This is a genomic window from Mobilibacterium timonense (assembly GCF_900155555.1).
GTDB classification, from domain to species: Bacteria; Bacillota; Clostridia; order Peptostreptococcales; family Anaerovoracaceae; genus Allobaileyella; species Allobaileyella timonense.
Window position 1 is genome coordinate 425,690 of the sequence record NZ_FUHN01000008.1, and the last position, 16,482, is coordinate 442,171.

General features: G+C 49.3%; 15 protein-coding genes. 8 read left to right on the forward strand and 7 right to left on the reverse strand.

The features are described from left to right. Positions 1–5 precede the first annotated feature (5 nt). Together BQ7382_RS07975 and BQ7382_RS07980 are read left to right on the forward strand one after the other, a co-directional pair. Complete coding sequence (locus BQ7382_RS07975) at positions 6–338, forward strand: DUF3343 domain-containing protein (protein WP_159437270.1); 333 nt, start codon at positions 6–8, stop codon at positions 336–338. Between the two features lie 102 nt (positions 339–440). Next, complete coding sequence (locus BQ7382_RS07980; protein ID WP_077391584.1) at positions 441–1,214, forward strand: acyl-CoA dehydratase activase; 774 nt, start codon at positions 441–443, stop codon at positions 1,212–1,214. 47 nt (positions 1,215–1,261) lie between these two features. On the opposite strand, the gene BQ7382_RS07985 is transcribed toward BQ7382_RS07980, so the two are convergent. Beyond that, the gene (locus BQ7382_RS07985) at positions 1,262–2,011 is read right to left on the reverse strand and encodes a metallophosphoesterase (protein ID WP_077391585.1); all 750 of its coding nucleotides are present in this window, start codon (positions 2,009–2,011) and stop codon (positions 1,262–1,264) included. 106 nt (positions 2,012–2,117) lie between these two features. After that, complete coding sequence (locus BQ7382_RS07990; RefSeq protein WP_159437271.1) at positions 2,118–2,576, reverse strand: C-GCAxxG-C-C family protein; 459 nt, start codon at positions 2,574–2,576, stop codon at positions 2,118–2,120. A gap of 235 nt (positions 2,577–2,811) precedes the next feature. Here BQ7382_RS07990 and BQ7382_RS07995 point away from each other — a divergent pair, with 235 nt between their 5' ends. From BQ7382_RS07995 to BQ7382_RS08010, 4 genes are all read left to right on the forward strand, one after another. Further along, positions 2,812–3,063: a type II toxin-antitoxin system Phd/YefM family antitoxin gene (locus BQ7382_RS07995; protein ID WP_077391587.1), complete on the forward strand. Its 252-nt coding sequence runs from the start codon at positions 2,812–2,814 to the stop codon at positions 3,061–3,063. 241 nt (positions 3,064–3,304) lie between these two features. Continuing rightward, positions 3,305–4,810, forward strand: a complete 1,506-nt coding sequence (locus tag BQ7382_RS08000) for a type I restriction-modification system subunit M (protein WP_077391588.1) — start codon at positions 3,305–3,307, stop codon at positions 4,808–4,810. Positions 4,811–4,831: 21 nt separating this feature from the next. Further along, positions 4,832–5,977: a restriction endonuclease subunit S gene (locus tag BQ7382_RS08005; RefSeq protein WP_077391589.1), complete on the forward strand. Its 1,146-nt coding sequence runs from the start codon at positions 4,832–4,834 to the stop codon at positions 5,975–5,977. Positions 5,978–5,992: 15 nt separating this feature from the next. Further along, complete coding sequence (locus BQ7382_RS08010; protein WP_077391590.1) at positions 5,993–9,289, forward strand: DEAD/DEAH box helicase family protein; 3,297 nt, start codon at positions 5,993–5,995, stop codon at positions 9,287–9,289. Between the two features lie 30 nt (positions 9,290–9,319). Here the strand turns inward: BQ7382_RS08010 and BQ7382_RS08015 are convergent, their stop codons facing one another. Next, positions 9,320–10,231: a LysR family transcriptional regulator gene (locus BQ7382_RS08015; protein ID WP_077391591.1), complete on the reverse strand. Its 912-nt coding sequence runs from the start codon at positions 10,229–10,231 to the stop codon at positions 9,320–9,322. A 480-nt stretch (positions 10,232–10,711) separates the two neighbouring features. Between BQ7382_RS08015 and BQ7382_RS08020 the strand changes: the two genes are divergently transcribed. Beyond that, positions 10,712–10,999 carry a Dabb family protein gene (locus tag BQ7382_RS08020; RefSeq protein WP_077391592.1) on the forward strand — a complete coding sequence of 96 codons (288 nt, stop codon included), beginning with the start codon at positions 10,712–10,714 and terminating at the stop codon, positions 10,997–10,999. Between the two features lie 58 nt (positions 11,000–11,057). After that, positions 11,058–12,197, forward strand: a complete 1,140-nt coding sequence (locus BQ7382_RS08025) for a hypothetical protein (protein ID WP_077391593.1) — start codon at positions 11,058–11,060, stop codon at positions 12,195–12,197. A gap of 204 nt (positions 12,198–12,401) precedes the next feature. Here the strand turns inward: BQ7382_RS08025 and tyrS are convergent, their stop codons facing one another. The 4 genes from tyrS to BQ7382_RS08045 all read right to left on the reverse strand — a co-directional run bounded on the left by tyrS (position 12,402) and on the right by BQ7382_RS08045 (position 16,467). Beyond that, complete coding sequence (gene tyrS, locus BQ7382_RS08030; RefSeq protein ID WP_077391594.1) at positions 12,402–13,733, reverse strand: tyrosine--tRNA ligase; 1,332 nt, start codon at positions 13,731–13,733, stop codon at positions 12,402–12,404. Between the two features lie 379 nt (positions 13,734–14,112). Further along, complete coding sequence (gene upp, locus BQ7382_RS08035) at positions 14,113–14,754, reverse strand: uracil phosphoribosyltransferase (protein ID WP_331465917.1); 642 nt, start codon at positions 14,752–14,754, stop codon at positions 14,113–14,115. Positions 14,755–14,943: 189 nt separating this feature from the next. Then, the gene (gene rpiB, locus BQ7382_RS08040; RefSeq protein ID WP_077391595.1) at positions 14,944–15,375 is read right to left on the reverse strand and encodes a ribose 5-phosphate isomerase B; all 432 of its coding nucleotides are present in this window, start codon (positions 15,373–15,375) and stop codon (positions 14,944–14,946) included. Positions 15,376–15,471: 96 nt separating this feature from the next. Further along, positions 15,472–16,467: an L-threonylcarbamoyladenylate synthase gene (locus BQ7382_RS08045; protein ID WP_077391596.1), complete on the reverse strand. Its 996-nt coding sequence runs from the start codon at positions 16,465–16,467 to the stop codon at positions 15,472–15,474. Positions 16,468–16,482 lie beyond the last annotated feature (15 nt).

The following is a 16,482-nucleotide window of genomic DNA, read 5'->3' on the forward strand; positions in this document are numbered from 1 at the left end:
AAGATATGGAAAAGAACAAGGATTTTGAAGAGGCGTGGTACAGCGACAGGGAGCGGGCCTTCCGGGAAAAACCGGAGCCCGGGATGGAGCACTACTACATGCTATTCAACAACAGCAACGAGGCCTTCGCCATGCACCAGGCGATGGATCAGGCCGGCCTTTCCAACCGGATCGCCCCTACTCCCCGGCAGCTCAGCATCTGCTGCGGGGTCACTCTCATCATCGAGTATGATGACATCCAGAGCATCGAAGATCTGGCCCGGGACAAAGGCCTGTCGTACCTGGGGATCCAGGGGCTGGACAACAAGTTCGACGGCCACCGCCACAAATACGCGTAGCGGACCGGGTGGCCGCACCTGTGGGCCGGCCACCGTACGGCGCATAGCCGCAGAACTCCGGCATACGATACTGTTTTTTTCAGAGAAAGAGAATAGATAAACATGAGCAAAAGATACAGTGTAGGCATTGACATCGGTTCCACCGCCTCGAAGGTGTGCGTCCTGGGGGCCGGGGCAGGGCCTTTCTACCAGGTCCTGCCCACGGGCTGGAACAGCAAGATAACAGCGGGGATCATCCGAGACCACCTCGAAGAGACCATCGGCGACCTTGAAAACGCCGGCATCATCGCCACGGGCTACGGCCGCATCTCCGTGGACTACGCCGACGCGGTGGTCACCGAGATCACCTGCCACGGACGCGGCGGCTACCAGCTCATCGGCCGGGACTGCTCCATCGTGGACGTGGGCGGCCAGGACACAAAGTTCATCAACGTGCGGAACGGCAAGGCCGTGGATTTTCTGATGAACGACAAGTGCGCCGCCGGCACGGGGAAGTTCATCGAGGTCATGGCGAACAGGCTGGGACTGACGATCGAGGAGCTTTTTGAGGAGGCCGGAAAAGGCACCGCGATCCCGATCAGCTCGATATGCACGGTTTTTGCGGAGTCCGAGGTGATCAACTACATGGGCGAGGGAAAAAGCAAGGAAGACCTGGCCGCCGGCGTCATCGACTCGGTGGCGCAAAAGGTGGTGACCCTCATGCAGCGGAAGGATCTGTATGACACGATCATCATCACCGGAGGGCTGAGCAGCAACGAGTTTTTTGCGGAGCTGCTCTCGAAAAAACTGAAGGCCACCGTCCTGCCACAGGCCGACGGCCGGTACGCAGGCGCTCTCGGTGCGGCCCTGATCGCAAAGGACCGGTTCGGGGAGTAGCAAGGCTGGAGACGCTGCGTCAGAGTCGGGATCGGAAGAGAACCTTATCAGACGAGGTCGATGTAGATGAGTTCAGTGGGGTTTCCGAGGCGCGGCACCGGAATGGTATTGGACAGGCCGCGGGATACGATCATTCTCCCATTCGGGCCAGTGAACATCCCGTCGGTGTACTTGGGGATAAGCCCCTGGTCAGGCGAGAAAAGCCCGTGACCGAATATCCGTATCTGCTCTCCGTGGGCGTGTCCGGACAGGACCAGATCGATATTTCTCTCCCTGAGGAACGGCGGCTTCAGAGCCCAGTACTCCGGGTCATGACAAAGGAGGAGCCTGAGACCAGGCTCCTTTTCGAATGCCCCGAGCCACTCGCTGCGGGGCTTTTTCTTGTACCCGTAAAATCCGCCGGAGGTCAGGCCCCCAAGCACCAGCTCCCCTTTCCGGACATATTCGTTGTCCAGGATGACCGCTCCCGTTTCCTTCAGATCCTCGAGATCCCGGCCGCTCAGCATCCACTCGTGGTTCCCAAGCGACATGAACACCGGTGCCACCGCGCGGCAGTCCCTCAGAAAAGGCAGCACGTTCTCCTGCTTCTCCCCCAGCGCCACGTTCCTGTTAATGATCTCGCCGTTCCGGATCTCGGAGCGCCGCCGCTGGACCAGATCGCCGGCGAGAAGGATCATATCAGGCCTGCGATCTTTCAGAGATCTGATGACCTCCAGGCCTCTCCTGTTGTGGATGTCCGTGATCAGCGCCAGGCGCATCTCCATGCCGGCGTCTATCCTGTAAAAAGTTTCTTTCATTCGTTCTCCAGTTCACGGGGCCGCGTGACTTGCGTCGCCTGCGTCCGGCCTCATGCGGCCGGCCTGTGGATCCGCCGTTGCCGCCGGCCGCCCGACGCCCGCAAGCCTACCGGATGATCTTCACTCCTTTTTCCCGCTCCATGATCTCCGCGAAAGACGTTACCACCGACATCATGATCCCAACGCAGTGGTCCTTCCTCTCCGGATCCTTGAAGTTGTAGTCCTGGATCAGGGTCGGGCAGATCGTGGTGTCGTAGTCCGCGATCACATCGTCGTTGAGCTCCCTGACCAGGTCAAGACATTTCTTGTACTTCGGGTCGCCCGGCTCGGTGCGGCCGAACACCATCCCGAGGCACATGGTGGCCCCGGCCACTCCGCCGCAGACGTTGCCCCCGTCTCCAAATCCAAACGGAAAGCCCGTTGCCATCGCCATCGCCGACTCCGGCATCCCCAGGTCAAAGAACTTGTTCAGCACGTAGACAGCCGTCTCCGAGCACATGAAACCACTGCGGAAAACCCTCTCGGTCTCGGCCTTCAGCTCATTAAGATCAACACTCTCAACCATGATAAACCCACCTTTCGAAAGAATGATAGCTAACGCGAGCCAGGTGTGGCTCACGAGATCCCATCTGCCTTTCCCCGGCGGAACCACGAGGTCCCTGCCGGAAAACATCCTGATTTGATTATACAATCAAAGGGAGTGTTTGATAATGACGATTCTTTCACATTGACACACACTAATAGACGGGCGCATTATCACGATATGGATAAAATAATGATAAAGTAAGGTTGTGAAAATTATGATCCAGATCAGGCCTGTTTCGGATCTTCGCAACAAGTTTACGGAGATCGAAAGTTGTGTGAAAGACGGAGAGCCGGTATATCTCACGAAGAACGGCTACGGCTCCATGGTAGTGCTGAGCCTGGAAGCATATTCCCGGCTGGTGGATCCAGTGGAGTATGCATTGGACGAGGCGGATGCCGCTGCCGAAAATGATTCGAAAAGAATGACTCACGACGAAGTGTTCGGAGATATACGGGAGAAGTTGTAGGGAATTACACGGTGTATTACGTGGCGATCCATGAAGAAGGCAAGTCCGTGATGGAAGTAAGAAGACTTCCGTACAACGGTCGTGACAGAGATAGTTTACTTTAGTCCTCCTGAGATATCGACAACGCCTGTTTTATTTGTGCATGCGAACTTGCACAATTTATGGAAATGTTGTTCGAATACTATAAAAAGCTGTAAAATTATAAACGACGTAAAATCAAAGATATACGACGGAGAATAAAATGATCACAGGTGAACTAAAGAGCAAAGTTGATGGTATTTGGGATATTTTCTGGGCAGGAGGACTCACCAATCCACTGGATGTCATTGAACAGATAACATATCTCATGTTTATTCATGATCTCGATGAAGCCGATACAAGGCGAATCAAAGAGAGCGAAATGCTTGGGCTTCCATTCAAAAGCATTTTCTCCGAGGATGTGGAAATAGGTGGAATCAAAGTAAATGGCGATCAGCTGAAGTGGTCTGTCTTCAGGGACTACCCTGCGGAGCGCATGTATTCTGTCGTTCAGGAAAAGGTTTTCCCTTTCATAAAGAACCTGCATAGCGATAAGGATAGTGCGTATGCAAAATACATGGGAGATGCTATCTTCAAGGTTCCCACTCCATTGATGCTCTCAAAAGTTGTAGACAGGTTAGATGATATATTCGATGATATCTCAAAGTCTGGCAATACAGACGTCCGTGGAGATGTTTACGAATATTTGCTGAACAAAATTGCACAGTCGGGGGTCAATGGTCAGTTCAGAACGCCACGTCACATCATCAGAATGATGGTGGATCTTATGGAACCTGAATCGAATGATATCATCTGTGACCCTGCCTGTGGCACATCAGGTTTCCTGATCTCCTCAGGGGAATACCTGAAAGAAAACAGAAAAAAAGAGATCTTCTATGACAAGAAGATGAAAGAGCATTATATGAATCACATGTTCCATGGATACGATACCGACAGGACGATGCTTCGGATCGGAGCCATGAATATGATGACTCACGGGATTGAAAATCCATCGATCGAATATCGTGACAGCCTTTCTGACCAGAACCCCGACAGAGAAATGTACACGCTGATCCTGGCCAATCCACCATTCAAGGGCAGCCTTGATTACGACATTGTTTCAACGGACTTGCTTAAGGTCTGCAAGACAAAGAAAACAGAATTACTTTTCCTGGTACTGTTCCTTCGCATGCTGAAAACGGGTGGACGGTGCGCATGTATCGTACCGGACGGGGTCTTGTTCGGTTCATCTAGGGCTCATAAAACCATTCGGAAAGAACTGGTGGAAGAGAACAGGCTGGAGGCTGTTATTTCAATGCCTTCCGGAGTATTCAAGCCTTACGCCGGAGTTTCGACCGCAGTGCTTATTTTTACAAAAACATGCGCTGGCGGTACTGACGATGTGTGGTTCTACGATATGAAAGCCGACGGGTACAGTCTGGATGATAAGCGTTCTGAGATCAGCGAAAATGATATTCCTGACATCATAGAGCGATTCCATAACCGAGATGCAGAAAAAGAGCGGAAGCGCACAGAGCAGAGCTTCATGGTACCAAAACAGGAAATAGCCGAAAACGACTACGACCTCTCCATAAACAAGTATAAGGAAATTGAGTATGTCCCAGTTGAATATCCACCCACGGAAGAGATATTGGGCAATATCAAGGAAATAGAAAACGAGATCCAGACAGAACTGAAGGAACTGGAATTGCTGCTGAAAGAAAATTGAGATTTGTGGGGATAATAATAAATGGCAAAATTGATAGAGATTACGGGTAAAGCTTTATCTGGTGAATGGGGAACGGAAGATGAAACTGGAGATGGGATTCCAGTCTTGAGAACAACTAACTTTACGAATGAGGGAGTTATAAATTATCAGAACATTGTCACGAGATCCATAAGGAAGAAAAACATCGCTGATAAATATCTTCGATATGGAGACATTATCATTGAAAAATCAGGAGGAAGCGATAAACAACCAGTTGGAAGAGTAATCTTCTTTGATGGTCCAGAGAACACGTACCTATTCAACAACTTTACTGGATTACTTAGAGTGCAAAATCAGGAATGTTGGCTTCCAAAGTATGTGTTTTACTCACTCTTTGAAAATTATCGAAGAGGAGGAACTCGACCATTTGAGAACAAAACTACAGGATTACATAACCTTAAAATTGACGATTTCGTATCAAGATTCGAAGTAACCGAGGTTGGTTATAAGAAGCAAGTTGATATTTGTGAGCAACTTGACAGACTATATTATGTTATCAAACTTCGCGAAGAAGAGTTAAGCAGGCTAGACGAACTCATCAAAGCCCGATTTGTCGAGCTCTTTGAGTCAGAGAATGATGTTTACGAAGAGATACAATTAGAAGAAATTGCAGATATTGTGTCTGGAATAACAAAAGGAAGAAAGACAAAATCCACACATTTACGAAAAGTTCCTTATATGGCTGTTTCAAATGTAAAAGATGGGTACATTGACTGGACAACAGTAAAGACAATACTTGCCACTGAAGATGAAATTGAACAATATCGATTAGTTCCTGATGATGTGCTTATGACAGAAGGCGGGGATCCAGATAAGGTCGGCAGAGGCTCTATAATTACTGAACCGCCTATCGACTGTATACATCAAAATCATATTTTTAGAGTACGCTTAGATGAAAATCAGATTCTACCTAGATTTTTTTCAGCATTTCTTCAGAGTCCTAAAGCAAAAACCTACTTTTTGCGTGCAGCAAAGCAGACTACTGGAATTGCAAGCATCAATATGAAACAGTTACGAGGACTACCGACAATTGTTCCGCCGATGGATAAGCAGCTAGAATATGTTAGAATCAGCGAGCAAATCGACAAATCAAAATTGTTATTATCACGTGTCGCATTTTTTTCATAGTTGAAGGGTAAAACGATGACAAATTTTGACTTCCTGAAAGAAGAACCAAAATTCAAGGCTTTTGCGGACGTGGCAATTTCCGCAGAAAAGATCCTTTTCATAGATAAAGAGGCCTGTATTCTGAATTGCCGTCGCGCTGCAGAGTTCGCTATCAAGTGGATGTATTCCGTTGACAGCGATCTTGTGATGCCTTACCAGGATTCCCTCAACAGCTTGATGAACACAAAAGAATTCTTTCAGATAGTCGATATCAACCTTTGGAAAAGGCTGGATTTCATCAGGAAGGTCGGTAATGCGGCGGCTCATTCAGGCAGGAAAGTGACGATGGACCAGGCGAAACTATGCCTGCAGAATCTCTTCATCTTCATGGACTTTGTCGAATATTGCTACGGAGATCATTACGAGGAAAGAGAATATGACCCTAAGCTGGCAGATAACCATCATGAGGACAAATTAAAGCCTGAGGATAATACACTAAATGTTAAACTCGAGGAGCTGGTTCGAGAGAATAAAGAGTTGCGAGAGCAGCTGACCCAGCGCCGCGAAACACAGATAGAGACGTATGTTCAGAAGCCACTTGAACTGACAGAATACAAAACCAGAAAAATATACATCGACACTCTGCTCGTTGATGCCGGATGGACAGAGGGTCGTGACTGGCTTGATGAGGTTGAACTGCAGGGTATGCCAAACAAGTCCGAGGTCGGTTATGCTGATTATGTACTGTATGGAGATGACGGAAAAGCTCTTGCTGTCATCGAAGCAAAGCGGACATGCGTTGATGTATCTAAAGGTCGTCAGCAGGCAAAGCTTTATGCAGACATTCTTGAAAAGAAATACGGGCGCAGACCTATTATCTTCCTGACAAATGGCTTTGAAACCAGAATAATCGATAACCAATATCCAGAAAGGCCTGTTGCCGCATTCTATTCAAAGAGAGATCTGGAGAAGGTCTTCAATTTGCGATCAATGCGAACGAGTCTCGAGCATATCCATATAAATAAAAATATTGCAGGAAGATATTACCAGGAAGCAGCAGTAAAGGCCGTATGCAGGGATTTTGATACCAACAACAGAAGGAAAGCACTGCTCGTAATGGCTACAGGATCCGGGAAAACCAGAACGATCATTTCCCTTGTAGATGTTTTATTACAGCACGGCTGGGTAAAAAACATCTTGTTTCTTGCTGACAGAAATTCTCTGGTGACACAGGCAAAAAGAAGTTTTGTAAACCTACTTCCAGATCTTTCCGTCACCAATCTTTGTGAGGACAAAGATGATTATAACGCCCACTGTATTTTCTCTACATACCAGACAATGATGAACTGTATCGATACAGTTATAGATGATGAGGGCAAGCTTTTTACATGCGGGCATTTCGATCTGGTCATCTGCGATGAAGCACACAGGTCTATCTACAACAAATATAAAGACATTTTCAATTATTTTGACGCTCCTCTCGTCGGGCTTACAGCTACGCCTAAGGACGAAGTAGACAAAAACACCTACGAAATTTTTCAGCTGGAAAACGGAGTTCCAACTTACGGCTATGAGCTGGCTCAGGCCGTAAAAGATGGATTCCTGGTCGATTTCGTATCAGTAGAAAGCAAGCTGAAGTTTATAGAACAGGGCATTTCCTACGATGAATTGACTGAAGAGGAGAAGGAATTTTACGAGGAGACATTCGAAGAAGAGGACGGTCATCTGCCTGAAAGCATAAAATCATCAGCACTTAACGAATGGGTCTTCAATGAGGATACCATACGCAAAGTTCTGGATGTATTAATGACAAAAGGCATCCGGATTAATTACGGAGAAACACTGGGGAAAACCATAATTTTTGCAAAGAATCACAAGCACGCGGAGAAAATACTTGAGGTATTTGGAAAAGAATATCCGGATCTGCCTGGTTATGCAAAAGTTATCGACAACTACATGAAATATGCGCAGAGCGCAATCGATGAGTTTTCGGATCCACGAAAGCTCCCTCAGATCGCCATTTCTGTAGATATGATGGATACGGGAATTGATGTTCCCGAAGTTGTGAATCTAGTTTTCTTCAAGAAGGTGATGAGCAAGGCCAAGTTCTGGCAGATGATAGGCAGAGGCACCAGATTATGTCCAGGGCTGATAGATGGAGAAGATAAGAAGATATTCTACATCTTCGATTTCTGCGGGAATTTCGAATTCTTCAGAATGAATAAGGGTGCAAATACGGCTAAGCAGATCGCGCTGCAGGGAGCTATCTTCAATCTCCAGTTCGAGATGGCATACAAGCTTCAGGACATTGCTTATCAGACAGATCCTCTGATTGATTATCGCAAAGATCTCGTGAACGACATGTCCTGTAAGGTCAGCGATATCAATCGAGATAATTTTTCCGTACGCCAGCACATCAGATATGTTGATCAGTATTCAGAGAAGGATAATTATAATGCTCTTACTTACGAGGATACACTGCTTGTAAAAGATGAATTATCCCCTCTGATAAATCCAGACAAGGATGAAGTTAATGCCGTGCGTTTTGATGCCCTTATGTATGGCATTGAGTTAGCATACCTTGCCGGAAAAAATCCTGCAAAGGGAAAATCGGATCTCATAAAGAAAGTGACCGCGATCTCAAAGATCTCCACGATCCCTGAAGTCACTAGACAGTCAGAATTGATCAATAAGATATTAAAAACAGATTACCTCGACAATGCGGAGATCCCTGAACTCGAGCATATCAGGATCAGCCTCAGGAATCTGATCAAATTTATTCCGAAAGATGGAAGAATTTACGACACAAATTTCAGTGATGAGATCCTTGGGGAAGACTGGAATGAGTCTCAGCTTGAAAATGACGATCTGAAAAATTATAAAGCAAAGGCAGAATTCTACGTCAGACAGCACCCTGACAACCTGGTGATCGCAAAGCTCAGAACCAACGTTCCGCTGACAAAAAAGGATCTGTCCGAACTGGAAAAGATCCTGTGGAGCGAAGTAGGAACGAAAAAAGATTACGAATCCGCCTTTGGCGAAAAGCCTTTAGGTGAATTTGTCCGCGAGATCGTCGGCCTGGATATGAATGCTGCAAAAGCCGCCTTTTCAAAATACCTGGAAGATACAAGCCTTGATGACAAGCAGATATACTTCGTGAATCAGATCGTTGAATATATCGTTCATAATGGCATGATGAAAGATCTGTCCGTATTGCAGGAGTCTCCATTCACGGACAGAGGAAGTGTGGTCGAAATATTTACAGATCTCAGCGTGTGGAATGGCATCCGCGGGGTGATCGACCAGATCAACGCTAATGCCGTCGCTTCGTGATACTTTGATCCCAAAATCGCATCTCTCGTATCACATCTGTCCAACGACTGCCCTCTCTCTCAAAAAATCGATGTAGGCGCTGCCGTAACGGGTCATCTGCACATTTTTCTTTCTTATGAAACCGATGCTCATTTCCCTGTCTATATCGAGAGGCTTCGAAATGATGTTCGGACCGTCAAGTTTCGTGTCGATTATCCCGGAGCAAACCGTGTAGCCGTCAAGGCCTATGGCCAGGTTGAAAAGGGTCGCGCGGTCGTGCACCTTGATATTCTTTTTCCGTTCAAGGCTGCTCAGCGGCTCCTCGGAGAAATAGAAGGAATTGTTCGACCCCTGTTCGTAGGAGAGGTATGGATACGGTTCCAGATCCTCCAGTGTAACGCTGTCGCGGTCTCTGAGCGGATGGCTGTTGCTTATGAAAATGTGCGGCTTAATCCGGAAGAGCTCCGTGAAGACTAGAGCGTTTTTCCTGAACACCTTTTCCAACACATCGTGGTTGCGCGAACTGAGATATAGAACGCCGACCTCGCTCCTGAGCAGGCTCACGTCCTCGATGATCTCATAGGTCTCGGTCTCCCTGAGAATGAAATCGTATTCGTCCGCAGGGAAGCGCTTTATCACGTCAACGAAAGCGCTGACCGCAAATGAATAGTGCTGGCACGAGACGGCAAAACGCAGATTGCTGTTGTCGCCGCGATCGTACTTCTCCTCCAGCAGATTGGCCTGCTCGATCACGCTCCTGGCATATCCGAGGAACTCATCACCTTCCCTCGTCGTGGTGAGCCCGCGGTTGCTGCGTGTGAAGATCGTGATGTCGAATTCTTTCTCCAGCTCGGAGATGGCATGTGTAAGCGAAGGCTGTGATACGAAAAGCCTTGAAGCGGCCTCAGTCATGTTGCCGATCTCAGCGACTTTCAACGCATATAGAAGTTGTTTTAGTGTCATAAGCTGCTCCCCCGTTGATGTTAATTGGTGAAATCTCACAGAATCCCATTGTTTATTTGTAAAAATTATACTATTTGAATGATCGCTATTGGATACAAAAATATGAACATAAATAATTGCGATAGAGTGCATATCACACTCCCGATCAGTTGTTTTTCTCTGGTGACCAACACGACTTTGTACGTTAAAAAATTACCATACTTTTATTAAATCGTTATAATAAATAAATTGTATCGAGTGAATTTGTGTAAAAACATTGAAAATGAAGACTGAGACTATATAATAAAGTCAAATCAAAAGAGCAGTAACCCTTCAGAGTCCTGAGGGTGACAGCAAACCATTGTGACACCGCGGTTCACATAAATACTCGAAAATCGCAGAACGGAAAGTTCGTCAGCTTCCCTGTTGCTGCAGAAGAGTATTTATCGGCCAGCGGTGTTTTTCATACGAAAAATTTAATATTGGAAAGGAGACGGGACAATGAAACATTATGTTTTTCTGAAATTCAAACCAGAGCAGGATCTGGATGAAGCCGAGAAAATAATCCGCAGTACTTTCAGAGGTTTGGACAACGCACTTCCTTGGTTTATGAATCCATGTGTCTACAGGAACACGATCGACCGCGACACGAACGCCGACATTCTTGCTACTGTAGAGATCGAGTCAGAGGAGCAGCTGACAACGTATCTGGCTCACCCGCTCCACCGTGCGATGGCAGCGAGACTGGATCCGGAAGTCGAACGACGAACCACATTCGACCACAAGTAATACCGGCCTTTCTGTACAGATCAGCTCACTTGTAGATCTTATGAAAGGGGGACGAGTCATGAAAAAGAAAAGTATATTCACCGCTTCTTATATGGGAGTGGCAGCCGTATGGCTGGGAGGTCATTTCGGACCGGGATTTGCGACCGGCGCCTTCTCAGTTAACTACTATGTAAAGTATGGTGTTATTGGCCTGGTGATGCCTCTGCTGGCAATGCTCATCACCGGAAGCGTCATCTTCTATCTGACAGAGTATGCCCGTGCGAGCGGGGCTTCCAACTATCGACCGTTCTGCTCATCGTGTTTCGGCGGGACCTTTGGAAACGTCATGGGATTCATTTATGATATCCTGTTCCTGGCTACCGTGATGTGTGCAGGCGGCCTGGCTTTCTCGGGCGAAGCGAATGTTCTCATGAACTTCGGATTCTCGTACTGGGGAGCAGCGATCCCTACGATCATCGTATCCGCTCTGCTTTGCCTGTACGGGGCCAAGATCCTCTCGATCTGTTCAAAGTACATGATGTACGCCATCGTTGCAGTCGTGCTGCTGATCGCGGTCATCAGCTTTACAAAAGGGCACTATGATCTGAGCGCTGCCGTTGCGGCCCCTCCGATCAGCACAAAGGAGCCTAACCTTCTCTATGCGATCCTCAGTGCTATGCTCTACGGCTGCTTCCAGTCTACGATCGCATTCAACGTAATGTCTGTAGCGGACGTTCTTGAATCGAGAGAAGACACGAAGAAAGCGATGATAGCCGGATACATCATCACAGTTATCCTGATGATCGCCATCGCATTCACTCTGTTCTGTTATGTGACCGTGATCCCTGATCTGTGTGACCCTGGTGTCATCCCGGTACCTATCATGGCAGTGCTTGGAAGTCTCGGTTATAAATGGCTCACGATGCTCTTCGTAGTCCTGATGACTCTTGCCGTACTGACTTCAGCAGCAGGGCTCGCGAACGCAGGATGCCGCAGGTTCGACGCACAGTTTGGCTTCATCAAAAGCGTTCAGCTCCGCCGCACTGTGATCACAGTAATCCTCCTGGGCATAGCAGCCATAGGAGCATCCTTCGGGATGAAAGCCCTTCTTCAGCAGGGCACATCCATCATCGGATACATCGGGATCCCTACCATGGTGATACCTGCACTTACGATCGTGCGCAGCAAGCTCAAGAAAGGTGTTACGAGATCAGAGTAGAAAAACATCTCCGTACTTATATCAACTTATAACGATTCATAACAGCTAAGCCACATAAGACGACATGCATTTGACCGCATGTTATTCCACCAGAAAAGGCCGGGCGTGTGCCCGGCCTTTTCAAATCGCTTATTTCTGCGGCATCGTGCAGGATCCCGGCACTGCGACAGGCTCCCGCATTCCGTCCAAGTCCCCCGGCAGCCGCTACTTGATGTCTACCGCCATGAACTTTTTCTTGCCCTTCTGGATGACCAGCCTGCCGTCCTTGAAGTCGGCCGTGGTGATCGCCTTCTTCTTGTCGGTCACGGTCTCGTCGTTCAGCTTCACGCCGCCCTGCTCGATGGTCCTGAAGCCGTCGGAGTTGCTGCTAACGAGGCCCAGCTCCTTCATCAGGCTTACAAGGCCGACACCATCGCCTTCAAACTCAGTACCGTCTTTTTCAATGGAAGGAATGTCTGCAGCGGCAGCTCCGCCCTTAACGAATACCTGGCGGGATGCCTCCAGAGCTTCTCTTGCCTTCTCTTCGCCGTGAACCAGCTTTGTAACCTCAAAGGCCAGAACTTCCTTGGCCTTGTTGATCTCAGCCCCTTCAAGAGCACTCAGTCTGTTGACCTCATCCATAGGAAGGAACGTCATCATTCTCAGGCATTTGTTGACGTCGGCGTCGTCCACGTTTCTCCAATACTGGAAGAAGTCGTATACGGATACTCTGTTCTCGTCCAGCCACAGGGCTCCGCTGGCGGTCTTGCCCATCTTCTGGCCATCTGCCTTGGTGAGAAGAGCAAAGGTCATTCCGTAAACATCCAGGTTCGAAGCCTTCTTTGACAGATCCACACCTGCAATAATGTTGGACCACTGGTCGTTTCCGCCGAACTCCATCTTAAGGTCGAAGTCCCTTGCCATTACATAGAAGTCATAAGCCTGCATGAGCATGTAGGTGAACTCGAAGAAAGTAAGACCTCCCTCGTTTATTCTTCTCTTGAACGCCTCTGCTCTCAGCATGTTAGGAACGCTGAAATTCTTTCCGATCTGGCTTACAAACTCCACGAAGTTCAGGTTTCTCAGCCATGCGCCGTTGTTTACGCTTACAGCCTTGCCCGGCAGCGGCTCCCTGTTCTCGTGACCTGGCACGAAAACTCCGCCGTTCCCTTCGTATTTCCACTCATCGTCGAAGTCCAGGAACCTGTCAAAAAGCTTCTTGAACTGGGCGCAGTTGTAGTCGATCTCATCAACAGTCATCATCCTTCTCATGTCAGTTCTGCCAGAAGGATCTCCCACCATTCCTGTACCACCGCCGATAAGTGCAACAGGAGTATGACCGTACTTCATCATCCACATCATCACGATGATCTGCACGAGGTGGCCTACGTGAAGGCAGTCTGCAGTAGGGTCGAAGCCAATATAGAACTTTATTTTCTCCCGGCCCAGCAGATCCCTTGCTGCTTCCGGATCTGTGACCTGTTCAATGAAGCCTCTTTCCTGCAGTACGTCGTATACATTGTCGTACTTGCTCACATTGTCAGGAATTTTAAACATCGTCATATCTCCTTTTCTTGTGCTGAATTCTTCCGTGCACGATGTACGCGGAAATTTAATACGATTATACACTATAGGCAATAGTTTTGGGGCCATGTTTTTGGTGATCACACAAATTTTCCCGCAATAACTGTGCCCGCTGATCACTGTGGCCCCAGACCCCATCATCAGGTTCGAAGTGCCGCCGGATCGTCAGCGGGAACGGTTCTCAATTTCCACATACCCGTGGTAGTCGGAAAACTAAACCATGAAAACAAGAGGCATCTGTATCCTTTGTTTTTCTCAAATTCTCGAGATTTCAAAGGTACAGACGCCTCTTGTCTCAGTACAAAGCCAGAAACTTGCCCGCAGGAGGCACCTCCGGATCCACAGTGACAGACTATTTTGTTCCGTACAGTCTGTCTCCTGCGTCTCCCAGGCCCGGCAGGATATAGGCATCATCGTTCAGCTTTTCATCCTTTGCCGCAATGTAGATGTCCACATCCGGATGGGCCTTCTGGAGCGCGTCGATCCCCTCAGGGGCGGCGATGAGACACATGAATGTGATATCTGTAGCTCCTCTCCTCTTGATGAAGTCGATGGCCGCGATTGCGGATCCGCCGGTGGCCAGCATAGGATCTACCACAAAAGATTTTCTCTTGTCTATGTCGCTAGGCAGCTTGCAGTAGTACTCGATCGGCTGGTGTGTCTCGGGATCCCTGTAGAGGCCCACGTGGCCCACCTTGGCGTTCGGCACAAGAGCCAGCATTCCGTCCACGAATCCCAGCCCTGCCCTGAGGATAGGAACAATGGCGATGTCCTCACCCTTCAGCATTTTCACCGTTGTCTTGCACATCGGAGTCTCGATCTCCACATCCTCCAGTGGAAGATCTCTTGTAGCCTCGTATCCCATGAGAGTCGCCACCTCTGTAGCAAGCTCCCTGAATTCCTTTACGTTTGTGTCCTTCTTGCGCATCATTGCGACCTTGTGCTGAATCAGCGGGTGGTCAAAAACATACACCTTGCCCAGCTTTTCACTCATGGCAGATCTCCCTTCACTGTTCATCTCAGACCCGGTCCTGCCGGCTGCCATGCCGGCACCGCTGCCTGACCGACCAAATACATCGTCTTTTTTCGTCTATAAGCTCAAACGTCATGGTCTTGACAGACCGTTGACATTATAGCATACCGCCAGCCTTCCGTGGGAAATACCCGGCCCCGGGCCAGATCCCTACATCTCGTCCAGCATGTTTATGCGCCTCTGGTGCTTTCCACCCAGAAACTCGGCATTGAACCACTCATCGATCATCTGGAAAGCCAGTTCTTTGCTCGTGGTCCTGCCGCCCATAGCCAGGATGTTGGCGTTGTTGTGCTCCTTTGCCAGCCTCGCCATCTCCACGGAGGTGCACAGGGCGCACCTGATTCCCTTCACCTTGTTGGCCGCTATGGAAATGCCGATGCCGGTGCCGCAAACGGCTATCCCCTTTTCGGCCCTTCCCTGGGCAACAGCCTCTCCTATGGCCTTGCCGTAGATCGGATAATCCACGGACTCCGTGGAATCGGTGCCAAGATCCAGGATCTCGTACCCTTCCTTTTCCAGCTTTTCCTTGATAGCCATCTTCATCTCGTATCCGGCGTGGTCACACGCCAATGCAATTTTCATTTCGCTCCTCCCGGCTCCTCGCCTCTCTCCACGGACACCGCAGCCTGTCTCAGGGCCGCCGGCCGCCGCGGACTCACAGCGCCTTTTTCCAGAGGTTTAAACGTGGATCACGTTGTACCCCGCGGACTTCAGCATCCTGTTCATCACGGAAAACCCCAGCTCCTTCTCGGGCAGGGCATACACGTATATTATATCAACATTCTCTCTGTCCAGCTCTCTCAGGCGGGAAAAAAAGTCCTTCGCCGCGGCCCGGCTGTCACGGCCGTAGTCTATGAGGGCGGTCTTTTTCCCGAGGTCCTGTGCCTGAGCGCTGAGGCTGGCGATCATGGCGAGGGCCTTTTCCTCGTCCCCCTCCACGATCTGGACCTGTGCCTTCGGGGCGTAGTGCTTGTATTTCATCCCCGGAGCCTTCGGGTGGAACTCCCCCTTTTCCCCGGGATCCTGGAACAGCGCCGGGTCATACGTGACCTCCAGCCCAAGGGATCTGGTGATCATCTCCGCGGTGATGAATCCGGGCCGCAGTATCACCGGATGCTCCCCGGTGACGTCGATGACCGTGGATTCAATGCCCACATCGCATGGCTCTCCCATCAGGACCCCGTTGATCCTGCCGTCCATGTCCTCCAGCACGTCCTCCCACGTGGTGGGACTCGGCTTGCCTGAAAGGTTCGCGCTCGGTGCAGCCACGGGAACTCTGCAGCTGTGGAGAAAAGCCGCAGCCGTCCTGTTGGAAGGCATGCGGACCCCCACGGTGTTCAGGCCGCCGGTGGTTACGTCGGGGATGTCCTCGTTTTTTTCCATGATGATGGTAAGAGGACCAGGCCAGAAGACCTCTATCAGCTGCCTGCCAATATCGGGCACATTCGATACCACGTCTTCCAGCTGGTCAAAGTGGGCGATGTGGACGATCATCGGGTTGTCCCCCGGCCTGCCCTTTGCAGAATACACTGATTTCACAGCCCTGGCGTCGTAGGCGTTGGCTCCCAATCCGTAGACCGTCTCCGTGGGAAAGGCGACGAGGCCGCCTTCCCTGATGATCTTTCCTGCTTCTTCAATTGAGTCCTGATCAGTCTCAAGTCTCAGTGTTTCCATTATAATGCTCCAGTC

Coding starts and splice junctions, on each gene's coding strand:
- BQ7382_RS08025 (WP_077391593.1), top strand. CDS start 11,058: ATGAAAAAGAAAAGTATATTCACCGCTTCTTATATGGGAGTGGCAGCC.
- rpiB (WP_077391595.1), bottom strand. CDS start 15,375: ATGAAAATTGCATTGGCGTGTGACCACGCCGGATACGAGATGAAGATG.
- BQ7382_RS07980 (WP_077391584.1), top strand. CDS start 441: ATGAGCAAAAGATACAGTGTAGGCATTGACATCGGTTCCACCGCCTCG.
- BQ7382_RS07990 (WP_159437271.1), bottom strand. CDS start 2,576: ATGGTTGAGAGTGTTGATCTTAATGAGCTGAAGGCCGAGACCGAGAGG.
- BQ7382_RS08020 (WP_077391592.1), top strand. CDS start 10,712: ATGAAACATTATGTTTTTCTGAAATTCAAACCAGAGCAGGATCTGGAT.
- BQ7382_RS08010 (WP_077391590.1), top strand. CDS start 5,993: ATGACAAATTTTGACTTCCTGAAAGAAGAACCAAAATTCAAGGCTTTT.
- BQ7382_RS08000 (WP_077391588.1), top strand. CDS start 3,305: ATGATCACAGGTGAACTAAAGAGCAAAGTTGATGGTATTTGGGATATT.
- BQ7382_RS08045 (WP_077391596.1), bottom strand. CDS start 16,467: ATGGAAACACTGAGACTTGAGACTGATCAGGACTCAATTGAAGAAGCA.
- BQ7382_RS08015 (WP_077391591.1), bottom strand. CDS start 10,231: ATGACACTAAAACAACTTCTATATGCGTTGAAAGTCGCTGAGATCGGC.
- BQ7382_RS07995 (WP_077391587.1), top strand. CDS start 2,812: ATGATCCAGATCAGGCCTGTTTCGGATCTTCGCAACAAGTTTACGGAG.
- BQ7382_RS08005 (WP_077391589.1), top strand. CDS start 4,832: ATGGCAAAATTGATAGAGATTACGGGTAAAGCTTTATCTGGTGAATGG.
- BQ7382_RS07975 (WP_159437270.1), top strand. CDS start 6: ATGGAAAAGAACAAGGATTTTGAAGAGGCGTGGTACAGCGACAGGGAG.
- upp (WP_331465917.1), bottom strand. CDS start 14,754: ATGAGTGAAAAGCTGGGCAAGGTGTATGTTTTTGACCACCCGCTGATT.
- tyrS (WP_077391594.1), bottom strand. CDS start 13,733: ATGTTTAAAATTCCTGACAATGTGAGCAAGTACGACAATGTATACGAC.
- BQ7382_RS07985 (WP_077391585.1), bottom strand. CDS start 2,011: ATGAAAGAAACTTTTTACAGGATAGACGCCGGCATGGAGATGCGCCTG.